Raw genomic sequence first — 17,166 nt, forward strand, 5'->3', positions numbered from 1 at the left:
GATAGCCCATCAGACCGTCGCTGTAGCAACTCAAGTTGGTGATTCCGATGTCGTCACCCCAGTTGTTCGGGGCGTTGGCCAGCGCACTCGGCCCACGATGCCTTCCCCGCCCTCGGGCACAGGCGTGTTCCCGTGGTGGGCCGTGCCGTAGTCGACGGCCTCGTGCGCTCACCGCTGTCTCCGGGGCGCGGCCGGACCGGTAAACTCCGAAATTGCGCAGTATCTACGAGTGGAGCCGGTACCGGCACGGAGTTCATCGTGAACACGCACACCGACGAGATCGCCACCGGGCAGGACAGTCTGGAACTCCGCGTCTACGCGGAACTGAACGATTTCTTGCCCCCACGCTCGCGGTTCGCGGTACTGCGGCGGCCGGTGCGGTCCCATCAGACCGTGAAGGATGTGGTGGAGGCGGCCGGTATCCCGCATACCGAGGTCGACCTCCTGCTGGTGAACGGCGAATCCGTCGGCTTCGGCCACCGGCCCCGTCCCGGCGACCGGCTCGCCGTCTATCCCGTGTTCGAAAGTCTGGATATCACGGCACTGACCCGGGTACGGCCGCATCCGCTCCGGGAACCGCGGCTACTCGTCGACGTCAATCTCGGTGGCGCCGCTCGGCTGCTGCGGTTGATGGGCCTGGATGTGCGCTGTGAGTTCGCGGCCGGCGACGCACGACTCGCGGAGATCTCCGTGGACGACCACCGGATCCTGCTCACCAGGGACCGCGGCCTGCTCGCTCGCCGCATCGTCACGCACGGACTTTTCGTGCGCGCCGAGCACCCGGTCGATCAGGTCGTGGAGGTGATCGACCGGCTCGACCTGTCCGGCTGCCTGGCCCCGCTCACCCGCTGCCTGCGCTGCGGCGCCGCCCTCGAAGACGTGGACAAGGCCGAGGTCGCCGACCGGCTTCCGCCACATATCCGGCGCCATCACGACGCCTTCCGCCGGTGCACCGGCTGCGACCGGGTCTACTGGGCCGGGACCCACCGCGACCGCCTCGACGAGCTCGTCGCCCGGATCGTGTCGGCGACCCGGCGACCCGCACAGCGCACTCCGGACGCCCCGCCGCCGGACCGCCTCCGCGACTGACCGCCCGACGGGGCTCACTCGCTGCCGGGATCCGCTTCGATCGCACCGGCGGTGCGGTGCAGGGTGGCGACCAGGGCGGCCAGCTTGTTGCGGTCGTAGCGGATCGACGGCATCGACACCGACAGGCCCGCCACCGCCACACCGGCCGCGTCGCGCACCGGAACCCCGACAGCGACCACTCCGCGCTCGGACAGTCCGTTGTTGAGCGCGAACCCGGCGCGGCGGACGCGGCCGAGCTGGGCGCGCAGGCTCGGTAGGTCCGGCCGTTCGTCCGCGCGCTCGGCGAACCGCCGCTCGTCGTAGAGTTCGGTCACCTCGTCCGGTTCGAGGTCGGCGAGCAGCACCAGGCCCGCGGTCGTGCGATGCGCGGGAAACACCATCCCCTCGCGCGAGCCCACGCGCAGCGCCTGCCGGCATTCCACGCTGGCGATGAATCGCGTGGTGTCCCCTGTCCGGATCGTCAGGTTCGCCGACTCCCCCACCAGGTCGATCAGCCGGTGCAGATGCGGTAGCGCGGCGGCGCGCAGCCGCGAAGTACGCGATTGGGAATGGGTGGCCAGTTCGAGTACCGGGCCCGGGTAGTACTTGCGCTGCTCGTCCTGTACCGCGAAGTCCCGGTACACCAAGGTCTGCAGCAGGCGATGCGCCGTCGACCGCGCCACCCCCAGCCGCTCTGCCACCTGGCTGACCGTCAACCCGCCCTCGAGTTGCAGCATCACCGCTGCGCGCAGGGCGTGATCGGCGCTGGTGACGACATACGCCGGCGGGTTCTTCGGTTCCGTGTTACCCATCCGCTGGTTCTGCTCTCCAGAATTTGGTGTTCTGCCTACTCGGCATGCGCCACTGTAGGCGATATGAGCACGACTGACACTCCCGTCCGCTTACAAGCGGTCGCCGCGCCGAATCAGCCGGAGGTGACTCCGGCGCTCGAGGAGCTGTACCGCGGTTTCGAGCAGGAGCTGCTGGTTCCGCTGTGGACCGAGATCGGCGATCTCATGCCCGCGCATCCGCGCTCGCGGGCGGTGCCGCACGTGTGGCGGTGGGAGAACCTGCTCCGTCTGGCCGCGAAAGCCGGCGATATCGTGCCCGTCGGCCGCGGCGGCGAACGCCGGGCGATCGCCCTGGCGAACCCATCGCTCGGCGGCCGGCCGTTCGCGACGCCGACGCTGTGGGCGGCGATCCAGTACCTGATGCCCGGTGAGGACGCCCCGGAGCACCGCCACACCCAGCACGCCTTCCGGTTCGTGGTCGAGGGTTCGGGTGTCTGGACCGTGGTCGGCGGCACCGGGGACGCAGCAGCGGGTGATGCCGTGCCGATGCGCCGCGGCGATTTCCTGCCGCAGGCGGGCTGGAACTGGCATGCGCACCACAATGCGACCGCGGAGCCGATGGCCTGGATCGACGGGCTGGACATCCCGTTCCAGTACGTCGTGGAATCGCAGTTCTTCCAGTTCGGACGGGCGGAGATCGGCGCGGTCGAGCGGATCACGCCGCAGCGGTCGCGGTCGGAGCGGCTGTGGGGGCATCCGGGTCTGCGGCCGCTGTCGGTGGGTGCGGTGGCGCCGGGATCGCCGCTGCTGGCCTACAAGTGGGAGCACACCGATGCCGCGCTCAACGATCAGCTGTTGCTGGAGCAGGAAGGGTACGGCGGCACCGTCGAACCCGGGCATGCGGCGGTGCGGTTCGCGAACCCGCACAACGGGGCCGACGTTCTGCCGACCATTCGCGCCGAGTTCCACCGGATCGCGCGCGGCGCGGAAACCGCCCCGGTCCGCGAAACCGGGTCGTCGGTGTACCAGGTGTTCGACGGTTCCGGCACGGTGACCGTGGGCGACACAACCTGGTCGGTGACCCGCGGCGACCTGTTCGTCGTCCCGTCGTGGGCGCCCTTCACCGCCAAATCGGAAGCCGGGGCCACCGATTCCGATTCCGGCGCGCTCGACCTCTTCCGCTTCTCGGACGCCCCCGTATTCGAGGCATTGCAGCTCAACCGTCAGGAGATCACCCGATGAAACTCGCCACCCTCCGCGTCGACGGCGGCACCCGCGCGGTCCGTCTCGACGGTGACACCCTCGTCGATCTCGGCTATCCCGATCTCGGCGCGCTGTTCGCACAGGACGAGTGGGCCACGATCGCCGCCGACGCCACCGGCGCGACCCGGCCGGCCGAGGGCGCCGATTTCGCCCCGGTGGTGCCGAACCCGTCGAAGGTGATCTGCGTCGGCCACAACTACACCGACCACATCAAGGAGATGGGCCGCGAACTGCCCAGCTACCCCACACTTTTCCCGAAGTTCGCCGACAGCCTGATCGGCGCGAACGACCCGATCGTGAAGCCCGGCGAAACCGAGGCGCTCGACTGGGAGGTCGAGCTGGTGGTGGTCATCGGTAAACCGGTCCGCCGCGCGACCGAGGCCCAGGCCGCCGACGCCATCGCGGGCTTCACCGTGATGAACGATGTGTCGATGCGGGACTGGCAGTTCCGGACCATCGAGTGGACGCAGGGCAAGATCTGGGACTCCTCGACCCCGGTCGGCCCGTATGTCGTGACGCCCGACGAGGTCGGCGGTGTCCGCCCGGCACTCGAGGTCGAGACGCTGATCGACGGTGCCGTGATGCAGCACGACAACACCGGCACGCTGCTGTTCGATCCCGTTCATCTCGTGCAGTACGTCTCGACCGTCGTCCGGCTCAACCCGGGCGACCTGATCGCCACCGGGACTCCGGCCGGGGTCGGTCACGCGCGCGACCCGAAGGTGTACCTCGTGGGCGGCGAAACGGTCGTCACGCGGATCTCGGGTGTCGGGGAATGCAGCAACAAGGTCGTGCCGGCGTCGTGAGCGCACGGACACACGCGGATTCGCTCGAGTGGGTCGAGCACGGTACGGCGCTGTTCACCGCACAGGTGGCGCGGCTCGACGAACACACCATGACACAACCGTGCGCCCTGCCCGGCTGGACCCGCAAACACCTGGTGGCGCACGTCGCCGCGAACGCGGACGCACTCGGCAATCTGGTGCATTGGGCCCGCACCGGTGAGCGCACCCCCATGTACGCCTCGGCGCAGCAGCGCACCGCCGATATCGAAGCCGGCGCGAAGCGTTCCGCGACCGATCTCACGGATTGGCTGAACGCGTCGGTTCGGAAGCTGGGTGTCGCCATGGACGCCCTGACCGGCGAGCAGTGGCGTACCGACATCGTCACCGCCCAGGGCCGGACCGTCCCGGCCACGGAGATCCCGTGGTTGCGGGCGCGCGAGGTGTGTGTCCATGCCGTCGACCTCGGCACGGGCACCACCTTCGCGGATCTCCCCGATGATTTCCTCGCCGCACTCGTTGCCGATATCCAGGGCAAACGCGGTCTCGGCGAAGTACCCGGCGGGCCGCTTCCGGAAGTCGCCGCCTACCTCGCCGGGCGTCCCCACTCTCTCGCCGAGGTCGCCGACCTCGGCCCCTGGCTCTGAGGAGGGCTGCAGAATGAGTACCCCGGACGTCGTTGTCGTCGGCGGCGGAATCGGCGGTCTGAGTACCGCTTTCGCACTGTCGCGGCTCGGGCTGCGCGTGCGGGTCCTGGAGCGGTCCAAGGAGTTCGGTGAGGTCGGCGCGGGTATTCAGCTCGCACCGAACTGCACGCGCATCCTCGACGACTACGGCTTGCTCACCGAGGCGAAGGCCCGCGGGGTCGTGCCCGACCGGATGGTGATGCGCGACGCGGTCGACGGGAGTGATCTCACCGCACTCGACCTGCGCGACCTCGAGCGGCGGTACGGCTTCCCGTACATGGTCATCCACCGCAGCGATCTGCATTCCCTGTTTCTCGAGGCGTGCCGGGAATCCGGTGTCGAACTCCTGACCGAACAACGGGTCACCTCGTATACGCAGGCCGGGGACAAGGCCACCGCGACAACGGATACCGGCGCGGCGCACGAGGCGAGCGTGGTGATCGCGGCGGACGGCCTGCACTCCGTCGCCCGGAAACTCTTCGCCGACGACGAACCGGTGTCCTCGGCCTACGTCGCCTACCGCGGCACGGTGCCGATGACGGAGGTGAACGGGCCGGTCGATCTGTCCGAGGTGGTCGTCTACGTCGGCCCACGCTGCCATTTCGTCCACTACGGACTGCGCGGCGGCGATCTGCTGAACCAGGTCGCCGTTTTCGAATCCCCCGCAGCACGTGCCGGGCTCGACGAGTGGGGCACACCGGACGAACTCGACGCCGCGTTCACCGCGACCTGCGCATTCGTCCGGGAGCGGCTGCCGCATATGTGGCGGGACAAATGGTGGCGGATGTACGACCGCGACCCGATCGACACCTGGGTCGACGGCCGGATCGCCCTGCTCGGCGACGCAGCGCATCCGCCGCTGCAGTACATGGCACAGGGCGCGATCATGGCGATCGAGGACGGGTGGGTGCTCGCCGAACATGCGCGGCGGCTGCGCGGTGCGGACGGTGTGATCGATTGGCCGGGTGCGCTCGCGGCGTACGAGGCGGTCCGGCCGGAACACTGCCGCCGGGTGGTCCTGACGGCTCGGACATGGGGCGAGTTGTGGCATCTCGACGGCGTGCCGCGCCGGCAGCGCAACGTGCTGCTGCGCGCACGGGACGTGCACGACTATTCGTTCACCGACTGGATCTACGGCCCGACGGCATTGTTCCCCGAGGACGAACCGGCGATGTTCGAGCCCATCCCCCTGGCCTCGGCGGACCGGCCGGCCGGCACGTCCCTCGATCCGGTTTACCGGTAGGCCGGAACCAAGGCGGCCGGCTCCGGCAGCATTCTCCGGCCGCCTTGCCGCCCGCTCACTCACCGAAGTAGAGTGTGATCCAGATCATGGTGTTCAGGTGGGCCGGTGAGGCGCACCGCAGGTGGGCGGGGATCGCAGTACCGAGGAGAACCGTCATGTCCGGTTTGGTACGCAAGAATTTCGATTCGCCCGAGGAAACCCGCACCTTCGAAGCGGGTAAGGGCAAGCTCGATCTCGTAGAGCTCGACACCGGCCCGGTGGGCCGAGCGGTTTTCGAACCCGGCTGGAAATGGTCGGAACATGTCAAACCCATCGCCGGAACCGACAGCTGCCAGGCGCCCCATATGGGTTACTGCGTCTCGGGGCACCTGACGGTGGTCATGGACGACGGCGAGAAGCAGGAATACGGGCCCGGCGATTTCATGATCGTCCCGCCCGGACACGACGCCTGGACCGTCGGCGACGAGCCCTGCGTGATGATCGACTGGCAGGGGGCCGCCGACTACGCCAAGCGGTGAAACCGGCCCAGCCACGCGGTGAACTGGCCCAAGTGCGCCAGCGTCGTGACTTTGCGGCGACCATTTCGTAATCTAACGGTGATCTTGTCTCCGAGCGTTACGAGTGGTCACCATTATGCCTGGTCTACACCGCAAACCGGCCCGAGCCCCGCGGCTCGCTCCCCTGGCCGGGAGTGCGATCGCGGCGACGGCGGCCATCGTCCTGACGGTCACTTCCCGCCCCGCACCGAACACCCAACCGGCCGCCGCGGCGGCCGATTCCGCCGTACCCGCGGGCATGGACAAGGCCCAGCAGGACCCGCCCGCGGCGCAGCAGGCGCTGCCCGTCGCCGCCGCGATCGACAACCCGCCCGAACCGCCCAGATATCTCAAACGGTTCGCACCGCCACCGATCCCCTGCTCCACCGAACTCGCCGGGACACAGCCACATGTGGCGCAGGTCGGGCACCTCATCGGTAAAACGTTCGGGGTCGGCGATATCGGCGGCGCCCTCGGCCGGTACGACGGCGAACACGGGGCGGGTCTCGCGCTCGATTTCATGACCGCCGATCCGGCCCAGGGCGACGCGATCGCCGAGTTCGTCCTGGCCAACAAGGAACGCTTCGGGGTGTCCTACGTGATCTGGCAGCAGCGGTACAACGACGGCAACGGCTGGTCGTACATGGAGGATCGCGGCAGCCCCACGCAGAATCACTACGACCACGTCCACGTCTCGTTCGATTCCGCCGCCGATGTGCAGGTGACCTGCTGATCGCGCGCCGGGTACCGTCGATGCGTACCCGGAAGCCCAGGAGGTCACGTCATGGCTGTTCGCCGGCTGAACCACGCTGTCCTCTATATCCGCGACGTCGGCCGCGCGGTCGACTTCTACACCGCCACCCTGCACTTCGAGGTCGCACACCTCTATCCCGGCCGCGCGGCCTTCCTGCGGGCGGCCGGCAGCGATAACGACCACGACCTGGGCCTGTTCGCACTGGGTGACGACGCGCCGGGCCCGCACCGCGGGCAGGTCGGCCTGTACCACCTGGCCTGGGAAGTGGGCACCCTGGGCGAGCTCGTCGCGGCCGGGGAGCGGCTGAAGTCCCGGAACGCCCTGGTCGGCGCCTCGGACCACGGTGTGTCCAAATCCTTCTACGCGAAGGACCCGGACGGGAACGAATTCGAGGTGCTGTGGCGGGTGCCCCGGCCGGACTGGCCCGCCGGCGACGTCGGCACCCATCCCCTCGATCTCGACACCGCGCTGGACCGGTGGGGTCCTGACCTGGCGACCGGGGCGGCCGCGGGTTCGGCCACCTGAGCCGCTTCCGGCAGGCGGATCACCGACCTCGGTTCGTGCCGACCCCGCGCAGGCAACGCTGCGCTGTCGCACAGAGGTCATCGATGATCGCCCGCGCCGGAGCACTCTCCACCAGCACCCCCACGCCTTGGCCCGCGTCGACGGGTGCGATATCAGGGTCGTCCGCCGCCATCGCGGCTGCCACCGACTCATGAGCCGCGGGTGTACGGGCCAGATCCGCCTCGCGCCCCGCCCACTGCCGCGTGAAGTCGTTGCGCAATACGCGGGACGGGAACCGCGCCGGCCAGGTCAGGTTCTGGGCGATATCGAAAACGCGCGTGGCCACGGTATCGGTTGCCGTCGCGCGGGCCAGGGCCGCACGTGCGCCGGGCGGTGTCAGTGCCTCGGCACATATCGACAGCCGGGTGCCCATCCAGGCTCCCGCCGCACCGGCGGCCAGTACGGCGGCCAGGCTCCGGCCGGTGGAGATTCCGCCCGCGGCGAGGACCGGTACGTCGACCGCGTCCAGCACGGCATCCAGCAGCGGCAGGGTGCCCAGCAGTGGCTCCCCGTGGCCGCCGCCCTCGGCGCCCCTGGCGACGAGCACATCCACCCCGGCATCCGCGGCGCGGCGCGCCTGTTCGGCGTCGTAGACCTGGGTCGCCGCCGCGACTCCGTGCCGGTGCAACCGGTTCACCCAGTCGAAGTCATCGGTGAAGCCGATCGAGATCAGGGCCGGCCGCGCGGCGAGCGCGGTATCGAGCAAACCGGATTCCCGCGCCAGCACCCAGTCGACCAAGCCGATTCCGAACGGCCCGGAGACTTCGCCGAGCAGTTCCAGCTCACCGGTCAACGCCGCGACCGTACCCGCGCTGCCCATACCGATCATCCCGAGACCGCCGGCGGCGGTCACCGCGGCCGCGAGCCGTCCACCCGCCACCCCACCCATGGGGGCGTTCACTATCGGCGCCCGCAACCCCATATCCCGTGACCAGGGAGTCGACAGCACCATAGTCCACCTCGCTCAGCTGTACACCGGCAGCGAAGCCGCCGGATCCGGTTGCCGCCGCGACCCTACCCGGCGCGCGCGGACAGCCATCGCGCCGGAAGACTCGCGCGGGCATATCCGGCTAGCTCCCGTCCCGGCGATCGAGAACCTCGGTGAGGGCGACCGAGGTCAGCTGATGGGCCTCGGCCACCGGGGCATTCGTGATCGCACCCGCATGGGTGTTGAGACCTTTGGCGAGTACCGGGTCCTCGGCGAGCGCCCGGCGCCACCCCTTGTTCGCGAGCGCGACCGTATAGGGCAACGTCGCGTTGGTGAGGGCGTAGGTCGAGGTGTTCGGCACCGCGCCGGGCATATTCGCCACACAGTAGAAGGTCGAATTATGCACTGGGAAGGTGGGTTCGGAATGTGTGGTCGGCCGGGAATCCTCGAAACAACCACCTTGGTCGATGGCGATATCGACCAGCACGGAGCCGGGTTTCATCCGCGCGACGAGATCGTTGCCGACGAGCTTGGGGGCCGAGGCGCCCGGAACGAGCACCGCGCCGATCACCAGATCCGCCGCCTCGACCTGCTGTTCGACGGCCAGCCGCGAGGAGGCCAGCCCGTGCACCCGATTGTGGTAGCGCCAGAACGACATCCGCAGCTTGTCGAGGTCGGTGTCGAGCAGGGTCACGTCGGCACCCATACCCAGGGCGATATTGGCCGCGTTCTGCCCGGCGACCCCGGCGCCGAGGATGACCACCCGGGAATTGGCCACACCCCCGACCCCGCCCATCAGCACCCCGCGCCCGCCCCGCGCTTTCAGCAGCGAGTAAGCGCCGACCTGCGGAGCCAGGCAGCCGGCGACCTCCGACATCGGATACAGCAGCGGCAGGACGCCCGACGGCAGCTGGACGGTCTCATAGGCGATACCGGTGACCCGGCGGTCGAGCAGCGCATCGGTGAGCGGCCGGTCGGCGGCGAGGTGCAGGTAGGTGAAGAGCACCAGGTTCGCCCGCAGCAGCGGATATTCCGACGCGATCGGTTCCTTCACTTTGAGCACGAGATCGGCCGCACCCCAGACGTCCTCGGCACGGTCGACGATCTGCGCGCCGGCAGCGGCGTACTCGGCGTCGGCGATAGAGGAACCGACTCCGGCGCCTTTCTCGATATCGACCAGATGACCTTGGGCGGTCAGTTCGTGAACGCCGATCGGCGTGATCGCGACTCGGTACTCGTGATCCTTGAGCTCCTTGGGCACGCCGATACGCATGGCACCTCCTACGCGAACACGTCTGCGGGACTTCTGAGTACAGCTCCGGTACGCTGGTCGGCCGGGTCATTCGCGCACGCGACGGTCGCCGGCGTTCCGCCGCGATGTCACACGATCAGCCGAGCCCGCGACGATCACCCGCCGGCGACCGATGGGATGATCATGATCTCGGTATCGGCGCCGACCGGCGTGTCCTGTCCCGCGAGCGTGCGGCATTCGTCGTCGCCGACATAGAAGTTCACGTAGCGGCGCAATTCACCGCTTTCGTCGCGCAACCGGCGTTCCAGCCCCGGCGACCGCTCGCGGACGGCGTCCAGCACGGTGCGCAGGGTCGCCCCGCCGATATCGATTTCCTTCTCGCCGTCGACGTAGGTGCGCAACATGGACGGCAGATGGACCCGGGCCACGGCGCTATCCGACGACCGCGGCGCGTACGCACAGCACGTCCGGCAGTTTGTCCGCGACGAGCTGCCAGTGGTCGCCTTCGTCGGCGCTGCAGTAGACCTCGCCGTTGCGGGTACCGAAGTAGATACCCGCCGGGTCGGCGTTGTCCGCGCACATCGCGTCGCGCATAACGGCCGCCCAGAACGGCTGCTCCGGGAGCCCGTCGGTCAGCGCCGTCCAGGTGTCGCCACCGTCTTCGCTGCGGTACACCGCGCACCGGGCGTCCGGCGGAAAACGGAAACGCTCCATCTCCGCGTCCAGCGGGAAGGTGTAGACGACACCCGGGCGCCGCGGATGCGCGACGATCGGGAAACCGAAATTGGCGGGCGGTAATCCGCCGTCGATCGACTGCCAGCTGCGGCCGTCGTCGGTGCTGCGGAACACTCCGCCGTGGTTCTGCAGGTACAGGGTGCTCGGCGTCTCGGCGTCTACGGCGACCTTGTGCACGCACTGCCCCCACTCCGGCAGTTCGCCGGGCATGAAATCGGCGGTGACGCCCTTGTTGGTGGGCTGCCACGACGCGCCGCCGTCGGCGCTCTGATAGACCCCACCGGTCGAGATGGCGACCGCCATCCGCTGCGTATCGTCCGGGTGGGGCAGGATCGTATGCAATGCCAGCCCACCACCGCCGGGCATCCACTCGGGCCGGTGCGGATGCTCCCACAGGCCGCGGACCAGCTCGAACCTGCGGCCGCCGTCGGTGGAGCGGAACAGCGCCGCGGGTTCGGCGCCCGCGTACACCACCTCGGGTTCCGCCGCGGTGGCGGGCGCGATCTGCCAGACCCCCTGCAGGGCCGCGCCGGTGTCCTCGGGGAAGGCGAGGGGGGCATCGTCGGGCTCGCTCCACGTTGTGCCGAGGTCGTCACTGGACACCATGGTCGGCCCGAAATGACTGTCCAGCACGCCCGCGAGCAGGCGCGGCGTCGCGCGCCGGGTATCGATCGCCAGAGCTTTCACATCGGCCACGGCGAACTGGGGCTCACCGACCTCCCAGTTCGACCGGCCGTCCTTGCTGCGCGCCAGGAACAACCCCTTACGCGTTCCGATTCCGAGCAGTACGTCCACCACGTACCTCCCTGTCGTCACCGCCACCCGGGCGGGTGTGAGCGTACTCCGCGGGACCGACAGGTTCCGGCAGAACAGGGCAGCGACGCGTGCCGCGATCCGCACCGGGCCGTGGTCACCCCGCGAGGTGATCGCACGACGCCCGGTACGACCGCGAACCGCGGCGGACGCCTGCGCTCAGGGGATGACGACCGGACCGGACGCGGCGACCGGCGCAGGTTCGTCGGCCAGGCGGTGACCCGCCTCCCGCGGCGTGATCCCCTCTTCAGCCCATGCGGCCAGCAACTGCGCGACCTTGCTGTGCATGGTGGTACGCAGCCGGTCGAACGAGTTCTCCGGCTTGTCGTCGACCTCGCCGAGCAGCAGCCACCAGGCCCAGGCCACGGCCCCGGCGTTCGCGACGAAATCCGGGAGCACCGGGACACCGCGGGCGGCCAGCATGGCCTCCGCCTCCGGGGTGGTCGCGGCGTTCGCGGCCTCCACGATGACGCGGGCCCGGATATCGAACGAGTTGTCCGGGGTGATCGCGTAGGAGATCGCCGCCGGGACGAGGATATCCACCTCGGCGGAGAGCACCGCGGTGCGCGGCAGCTCTTCGACACCGGCGGGCAGCCGGGTGCGGTCGACCTCGCCGAAACCGTCGCGCAGCTCCAGCAGGGCCGGGATGTCCAGCCCGTCCGCGCAGTACAGGGCGCCGGCGGCATCGGCGACCGTGGTGACCTTCATACCGGCTTCGTGCAGGTAGTAGGCCGCGGCGCCGCCCATGGTGCCGATGCCCTGGATCGCGACGGTGGTCTCGGCGGGCGCCCGGCCCCGCCAGACCGCGGCGGCGAGGCAGGCATGCGCTACCCCGTAGCCGCCGATCACATCGCCCAGCAGGAATCCGCCGTCGACCGCCGCGTTCAGCCCGTCGCGGACCCGCTCCAAAGTGGCGTCCGGGTCGGCGGCGCGCCGGATCGCGGCGTGGTAACTCTGCCCCAGGCCGAGCTTCTCGAAGACCTCATCGATCAGATGCTGCGGAACACCCAGGTCCTCCGCCGTCACCCAGTGCGCGTCGAGCCACGGGCGCATGGCCTCGCAGAACCGCTCCAGCACCCCGACGGCGCGCGGATCCTTGGGGTCGAAATCGATACCACCCTTGGCCCCGCCTACCGGCAGGTCGAAGGTGGCGGTCTTATCGGCCATCCCGCGGGCCAGATCCTCGACCTCTCGCAGGGTGCAACCGGCCCGCATCCGGGTCCCGCCGGTGGCCAGGCCCGCGCGCAGGGTGTGCACGACCAGGTAGCCGATCGCGCCCGTCAGCGAATCCGTCCACTGCAGGCGCATATACGGTTCGGTCCGGCGTGCCACCGGTGCCGCGACGGCCGGCGCCACGGAAATGTCCGGAAGGGTTTGCGCGGTCACGTGCGGGGTACTTCCCATAGGGTTGTCGATCGCCGTCACGATGAACCACCTCCTCTTCGTACTCGGCCGTTGCCACCACATGCGGCAGCCCGGCGCGCGTATGTTCCGTCCGGACTTCTTCGTCCCCCGGCCACGACGTGTGCCCGATCCCCTAACTGTGCGGGCGTACCTGCTCGCCCGTCTATTTACGGTTGGTTCACGGCGGTGTTCACCGTTGCTGCACAACGCTTAGGCTCGTTGTATGGACTTGTCGATCCCTCGCCTGCGCATGCTGCGCGAGCTGCATCGACGCGGCACGGTCACGGCGGCCGCATCCGCCCTGCACTACACGGCGTCGGCGGTGTCGCAGCAGCTCGCGCAGCTCGAGCGCGATGTCGGGACCCGATTGTTCGAACGGCGTGGCCGCCGGGTGCAGCTCACCGATCTCGGCGTGCTGCTCGCCGAGCACGCGGAGGAGATCCTGGCCTCGGTCGAACGCGCGACCCAGGCCCTCGAGGATGCCGGCGAATCGGTGACGGCGACGCTCACGGCCGGTGTGTGGGCGTCGGTGGCCTCCGGTCTTATGCCCGACGCACTCACCGCGCTGGCCCGGACCCACCCGGGGATCACGGTGCGGACGCGCGAACTCGCCCCGGAGGCGACCGCCGCCGCGGTACGCGACGGCGCCCTGGATCTGTCCTTCGTCCTCGACTATTCCAATTACCCGATGACCTGGGACGGTGGCCTGCAGCGCGCGGTGATCGCGGTCGAACGGATCCATGCCGCGGTCCCGTCGGGGGCGGTGCCGGCGGCCAGTGTGACGCTCGCGGAGCTGAGCGAGCATCCGTGGATCCTCGCGCCGGCCCGCTCGCATTTCGGGCAGGCGGCGCGGCTGGCGTTCCAAGCCGCAGGGGTCGTGCCGCGGATCGATCACGAGGTCGAGGAGCAGGCGACCGCGATGGCGATGGTCGCGGCCGGGCTGGGAGTGACACTGGTGTCGGACCTGGGCCTGGCCCTGCGACCGCCCGGTGTGGACATCATCGCGCTCGGGGACATCCTCACCAGAACAGTGTCCTTGGCCTACCGCACCAATTCGGCGCGGCGAGCCGCGCTGCTGCTGGTGGTGGACGCGATCCGCACCGCCGCCGCGGAGAAAGGCGTGGGCGCCGACGCCGCGCTGCCGGCCCCGGCCGCGACCGAGCCGCCCGCGCCGGCACCACCCGACGTGAACGGCAGCAGTCTCGAATTGGGCTGACGCGGCGTCGGTCACCTGCCGCACCGGGCCCGTGACGTGGAATAAAAGGGGATCGGCCGCGCTGCGCGGATCGGGAGGTCGTCATCGCCTCGGGCGCCGGTCGCGGTCCCGGTTGGCCGGGTCGCGCGAAATCCGCCCTGCGGGCTCTGCCCGGAAGCCGCCTGGTACCGGCACCGATACGCGCTATCCCCGGCGTGCGTCCGGCGGCCCGGGAGTTGGCAGACTGGACGGATGGCCCGACCCGCTGCGTTCCGACCCACCCCGGCCGACCTGGCCGCCGCCGAGGGGAAGACCATTCCGGACGTCTTGGCGCCGGACCTCCGGGTGTTGTTCTGCGGTATCAATCCCGGGCTGTGGTCGGGCGCGACCGGCCACCATTTCGCGCGGCCCGGGAACCGGTTCTGGCCGGCACTGTTCCGGTCGGGGTTCACGCCGCGGCTGTTCCGTCCCGACGAACAGGACGAGCTACTCGAACTGGGCCTGGGGATTACGAACGTCGTGCCGCGTACCACCGCGAAGGCGGCGGAGCTGACCGCCCAGGAATTCCGCGCCGGCGGCGACGCGCTGACCGCCCGGGTGCTCCGGTATCGCCCGCGTATCCTCGCCGTCCTCGGACTGGGTGCCTATCGCACCGCGTTCGGCCGCCCGCGGACAGGGGTCGGGCCGCAGTCCGAAACGATCGGCGACACCCGGGTCTGGGTCCTGCCGAACCCGAGCGGCCTCAACGCCCATTACACGCTCGACGCACTGGCGACCGAGTTCCGTACCCTGCGCGGGGCGGCGGAGCGGGCAGACGAGGGACCGCACGCCCGCTGAACCGTTCCGGTAGCCGGAACCGACAGCCACATCGCCTTGCCGACGTGGAAGCGGAGCCAGATCTCAGAGCCCGCCGTTGGCGGACAGTACGACGAATGCGGCATCGGCGCTGCGCCACAGCGCGTCGATCTCGGCCCGCGCGGCGGGGGCGAGCGCCGGATCCTGCAACGCCAGGCCGTTGCCGAAGATCACCACATTCGCCCCCGCGTCGGCCAACCGCAACAGGGCACCGGAGCCCACCCCGGCACCGAATACGGCGTCGAGCCCTTCACCCAGGAAGTAGAACCGCCACAGCGGGCCGAGATCGGCACCGTAGACGTTCTTCGTCTCCGCCACGATGAGTGGGCCCTGGGTCGCGATGGCATCCACGATCCGGAAGTGGTCGGGCGCGTCGGCCGGTGTGGCGCCTACGGCGGCCACCGCATAGGCCAGGTCGACGGTGAGATGGGCGTTGTAGCCCGCCATCGCCACCCGGGCCGGTGACTGCCCGCAATCGCGGGTCAGCGCGAAGTAGTGCGCCCACTGCGGTTCGGCGACGCCGCCGGTGAATTCGGCGTGGAGATTGCGCAGGAACCGCTCCAGCAGATCGAGACTGATCCGGTGTGCGAACTCGGGATCGTCGAACGCGCCCGGATTCCGTTGCAGCGGCATGACGGCGGACCGCTCGACCGCGTCGAGGCCGAGGGCGAACAGGCCGCGCCGATCGCGGTGCCGCACCAGGATCTCGGTGATCCGGCGGTGCTGTTCCACCGCCTGTTCGAGGCGCTGCAGTGAATCTCCGGTCAGCGTCGCGGTATCGGAGAGCCGCGCGATATCGTGCACGGCACCGGCGGACAGCGGCGTTCCGCACGCCTGGTCCAGCCGGGTGGTCGCGGCGGCCGGGGCGATGAGCGCCACCAATCCCGCGCTTGCCAGCAGCAGTGTCATCAGGGGCCGGAAGCAGCGGATCCGCGGGCGCCGGTGTGGGACCGGCTCGGCCTCGACGCGCATGACTTCTCGCCTTCGTTCGGTTCGGTTCGGCAGCGGTCCCAACGCGCGGTCAGCCTAATGTCGGCGGCGGCCCGGGCTCGGGCGCGACGCGCGCCTCGGCGAAACCGGTACGAACGGCATGAACAGTGTTCGCGGCGTACCCGGCCCGTCACTTCGACCGAACGGGGTCACCAGGGCCCGCCCCTGTGAGAGGGTTGATTTCATGAAGGGGAATATCGTTCCCGCCCCTCGGGGGTGCGCAACCCGGCCCGGTCGAACCCGGCGGGGCAGATCCGTTCGAGCACTGGTGATCGCAGCCGCGGTCTTCGCCGCACTCACACCGGCCGGCCTGTTCGCCGGTACCGCGAACGCCGGCGGCGTGCCCGCCGCACCCTCACCGGGATGCACTGCGGCACCCACCGCGCCGGGCAGCACCGTGGAGCATTTCGCGACGACCGGACGATCCGGCACCTACATCCAGGATGTCCCGCCCGCCGCGCCCGGCCCCCTGCCGGTGGTGCTCGATCTGCACGGCTACATCGAACCCGCGGCCATTGCCCGCGCCTCCACCGGGTTCGTCGGCTACGGCGCCACCCACGGTTTCCTCACCGTCACACCGCAGATCGACGAACCCGGCCTGCCGCGCTGGAATTTCCAGCCCGGTAGCGCCGATATCGACTGGATCGCCCGGTTGATCGATCACGTCGGCTCGACCCTGTGCGTGGACACCCGGCGCATCTTCGTCGCCGGCCTGTCGATGGGCGCGTTCACCACCTCCTCGGTGGCCTGCCAGCTCTCCGACCGGGTAGCCGCGATCGCACCGGTCGCGGGCGTACAGGATTTCGCCTGGTGCAACACTTCCCGCCCGATGCCCGTCATCGCTTTCCACGGGACCGCGGATCCGATCATCGCCTACACCGGCGGTCCCGGGCCCAACGCCCGTCTGCTGCCCTCCCCCGACGGCACCGGATCCGCGGTGGGCACCGAACGTGACGGCCCCGCGGTCGACGGGCCGGGCCCCGCGAGCGTTCCGGACAGCGTCGCCGGATGGGCGCGGCGCAACGGCTGCGAGACCGCGGCCCACCGGGAGCAGACAGCACCCGATGTCGTCCGCGAAAGCTACCCGTGCCCCGCGGGAGCGGAGGTCGAGTTGTATTCCATCCAAGGCGGCGGCCATGTCTGGCCCGGCAGCACCGGGTTCCCGTTCCCGGAGTTGTTCGTCGGCACCAACACCACCTCGATCGACGCCACCCGGCTGATCTGGGATTTCTTCGAAGCCCACCCGCTACCCGAATAAACCCCGGGGTGCGGTCACCCGGCCGGGCAACGCGCTGTGTACTCCCCGC

18 protein-coding genes are annotated in these 17,166 nt (G+C 69.8%); 11 read left to right on the forward strand and 7 right to left on the reverse strand.

Annotated elements, in window-relative coordinates:
- Nucleotides 1-258 precede the first annotated feature (258 nt).
- The gene (locus ACQEVO_RS12630; protein ID WP_432912474.1) at nucleotides 259-1,089 is read left to right on the forward strand and encodes a Mut7-C RNAse domain-containing protein; all 831 of its coding nucleotides are present in this window, start codon (nucleotides 259-261) and stop codon (nucleotides 1,087-1,089) included.
- 14 nt (nucleotides 1,090-1,103) lie between these two features.
- Here the strand turns inward: ACQEVO_RS12630 and ACQEVO_RS12635 are convergent, their stop codons facing one another.
- Nucleotides 1,104-1,880: an IclR family transcriptional regulator gene (locus ACQEVO_RS12635; RefSeq protein WP_432912476.1), complete on the reverse strand. Its 777-nt coding sequence runs from the start codon at nucleotides 1,878-1,880 to the stop codon at nucleotides 1,104-1,106.
- A 63-nt stretch (nucleotides 1,881-1,943) separates the two neighbouring features.
- Between ACQEVO_RS12635 and ACQEVO_RS12640 the strand changes: the two genes are divergently transcribed.
- From ACQEVO_RS12640 to ACQEVO_RS12670, 7 genes are all read left to right on the forward strand, one after another.
- Nucleotides 1,944-3,101, forward strand: coding sequence for a cupin domain-containing protein (locus tag ACQEVO_RS12640; RefSeq protein WP_432912479.1), 1,158 nt, complete (start codon nucleotides 1,944-1,946; stop codon nucleotides 3,099-3,101).
- Nucleotides 3,098-3,928 (forward strand): fumarylacetoacetate hydrolase family protein, encoded by an 831-nt coding sequence (locus ACQEVO_RS12645; RefSeq protein ID WP_432912481.1) that lies wholly within the window; start codon nucleotides 3,098-3,100, stop codon nucleotides 3,926-3,928. Before ACQEVO_RS12640 ends, ACQEVO_RS12645 begins: the two co-directional genes overlap by 4 nt.
- Complete coding sequence (locus ACQEVO_RS12650) at nucleotides 3,925-4,551, forward strand: maleylpyruvate isomerase family mycothiol-dependent enzyme (protein WP_432912483.1); 627 nt, start codon at nucleotides 3,925-3,927, stop codon at nucleotides 4,549-4,551. The genes ACQEVO_RS12645 and ACQEVO_RS12650 overlap by 4 nt, the downstream gene beginning before the upstream one ends.
- A 13-nt stretch (nucleotides 4,552-4,564) precedes the next feature.
- The gene (locus ACQEVO_RS12655) at nucleotides 4,565-5,833 is read left to right on the forward strand and encodes an FAD-dependent oxidoreductase (RefSeq protein ID WP_432912485.1); all 1,269 of its coding nucleotides are present in this window, start codon (nucleotides 4,565-4,567) and stop codon (nucleotides 5,831-5,833) included.
- Nucleotides 5,834-5,988: 155 nt separating this feature from the next.
- Nucleotides 5,989-6,351 (forward strand): cupin domain-containing protein, encoded by a 363-nt coding sequence (locus tag ACQEVO_RS12660; protein ID WP_432912488.1) that lies wholly within the window; start codon nucleotides 5,989-5,991, stop codon nucleotides 6,349-6,351.
- Nucleotides 6,352-6,466: 115 nt separating this feature from the next.
- Entirely contained in the window at nucleotides 6,467-7,102 is a 636-nt protein-coding gene (locus ACQEVO_RS12665) for a hypothetical protein (protein ID WP_432912490.1), read from the forward strand.
- Between the two features lie 51 nt (nucleotides 7,103-7,153).
- A complete protein-coding gene (locus tag ACQEVO_RS12670; RefSeq protein ID WP_432912492.1) occupies nucleotides 7,154-7,648 on the forward strand; it encodes a VOC family protein in 495 nt (164 codons plus the stop codon).
- Nucleotides 7,649-7,667: 19 nt separating this feature from the next.
- Here the strand turns inward: ACQEVO_RS12670 and ACQEVO_RS12675 are convergent, their stop codons facing one another.
- From ACQEVO_RS12675 to ACQEVO_RS12695, 5 genes are all read right to left on the reverse strand, one after another.
- Entirely contained in the window at nucleotides 7,668-8,636 is a 969-nt protein-coding gene (locus ACQEVO_RS12675) for an NAD(P)H-dependent flavin oxidoreductase (protein WP_432922634.1), read from the reverse strand.
- Nucleotides 8,637-8,757: 121 nt separating this feature from the next.
- Nucleotides 8,758-9,888, reverse strand: a complete 1,131-nt coding sequence (gene ald, locus ACQEVO_RS12680; RefSeq protein ID WP_432912494.1) for an alanine dehydrogenase — start codon at nucleotides 9,886-9,888, stop codon at nucleotides 8,758-8,760.
- A 134-nt stretch (nucleotides 9,889-10,022) separates the two neighbouring features.
- Entirely contained in the window at nucleotides 10,023-10,295 is a 273-nt protein-coding gene (locus ACQEVO_RS12685; RefSeq protein ID WP_432912496.1) for a MoaD/ThiS family protein, read from the reverse strand.
- Nucleotides 10,296-10,299: 4 nt separating this feature from the next.
- Nucleotides 10,300-11,397 carry a WD40/YVTN/BNR-like repeat-containing protein gene (locus ACQEVO_RS12690; RefSeq protein ID WP_432912498.1) on the reverse strand — a complete coding sequence of 366 codons (1,098 nt, stop codon included), beginning with the start codon at nucleotides 11,395-11,397 and terminating at the stop codon, nucleotides 10,300-10,302.
- A gap of 177 nt (nucleotides 11,398-11,574) precedes the next feature.
- The gene (locus ACQEVO_RS12695) at nucleotides 11,575-12,843 is read right to left on the reverse strand and encodes a Glu/Leu/Phe/Val dehydrogenase dimerization domain-containing protein (RefSeq protein WP_432922637.1); all 1,269 of its coding nucleotides are present in this window, start codon (nucleotides 12,841-12,843) and stop codon (nucleotides 11,575-11,577) included.
- A gap of 199 nt (nucleotides 12,844-13,042) precedes the next feature.
- On the opposite strand from ACQEVO_RS12695, the gene ACQEVO_RS12700 reads away from it, so the two are divergent.
- Nucleotides 13,043-14,035 carry a LysR substrate-binding domain-containing protein gene (locus ACQEVO_RS12700; protein WP_432912500.1) on the forward strand — a complete coding sequence of 331 codons (993 nt, stop codon included), beginning with the start codon at nucleotides 13,043-13,045 and terminating at the stop codon, nucleotides 14,033-14,035.
- Nucleotides 14,036-14,266: 231 nt separating this feature from the next.
- Nucleotides 14,267-14,851, forward strand: a complete 585-nt coding sequence (gene mug / locus ACQEVO_RS12705; protein ID WP_432912503.1) for a G/U mismatch-specific DNA glycosylase — start codon at nucleotides 14,267-14,269, stop codon at nucleotides 14,849-14,851.
- Nucleotides 14,852-14,914: 63 nt separating this feature from the next.
- Here mug and ACQEVO_RS12710 read toward each other — a convergent pair whose 3' ends face one another.
- Nucleotides 14,915-15,778 (reverse strand): DUF5995 family protein, encoded by an 864-nt coding sequence (locus ACQEVO_RS12710; RefSeq protein WP_432922640.1) that lies wholly within the window; start codon nucleotides 15,776-15,778, stop codon nucleotides 14,915-14,917.
- Nucleotides 15,779-16,127: 349 nt separating this feature from the next.
- On the opposite strand from ACQEVO_RS12710, the gene ACQEVO_RS12715 reads away from it, so the two are divergent.
- The gene (locus ACQEVO_RS12715) at nucleotides 16,128-17,117 is read left to right on the forward strand and encodes an alpha/beta hydrolase family esterase (protein WP_432912505.1); all 990 of its coding nucleotides are present in this window, start codon (nucleotides 16,128-16,130) and stop codon (nucleotides 17,115-17,117) included.
- The last annotated feature ends 49 nt before the right edge of the window (nucleotides 17,118-17,166 follow it).

It is taken from the genome of Nocardia sp. CA-290969 (assembly GCF_050936135.1).
Lineage (GTDB): Bacteria > Actinomycetota > Actinomycetes > Mycobacteriales > Mycobacteriaceae > Nocardia.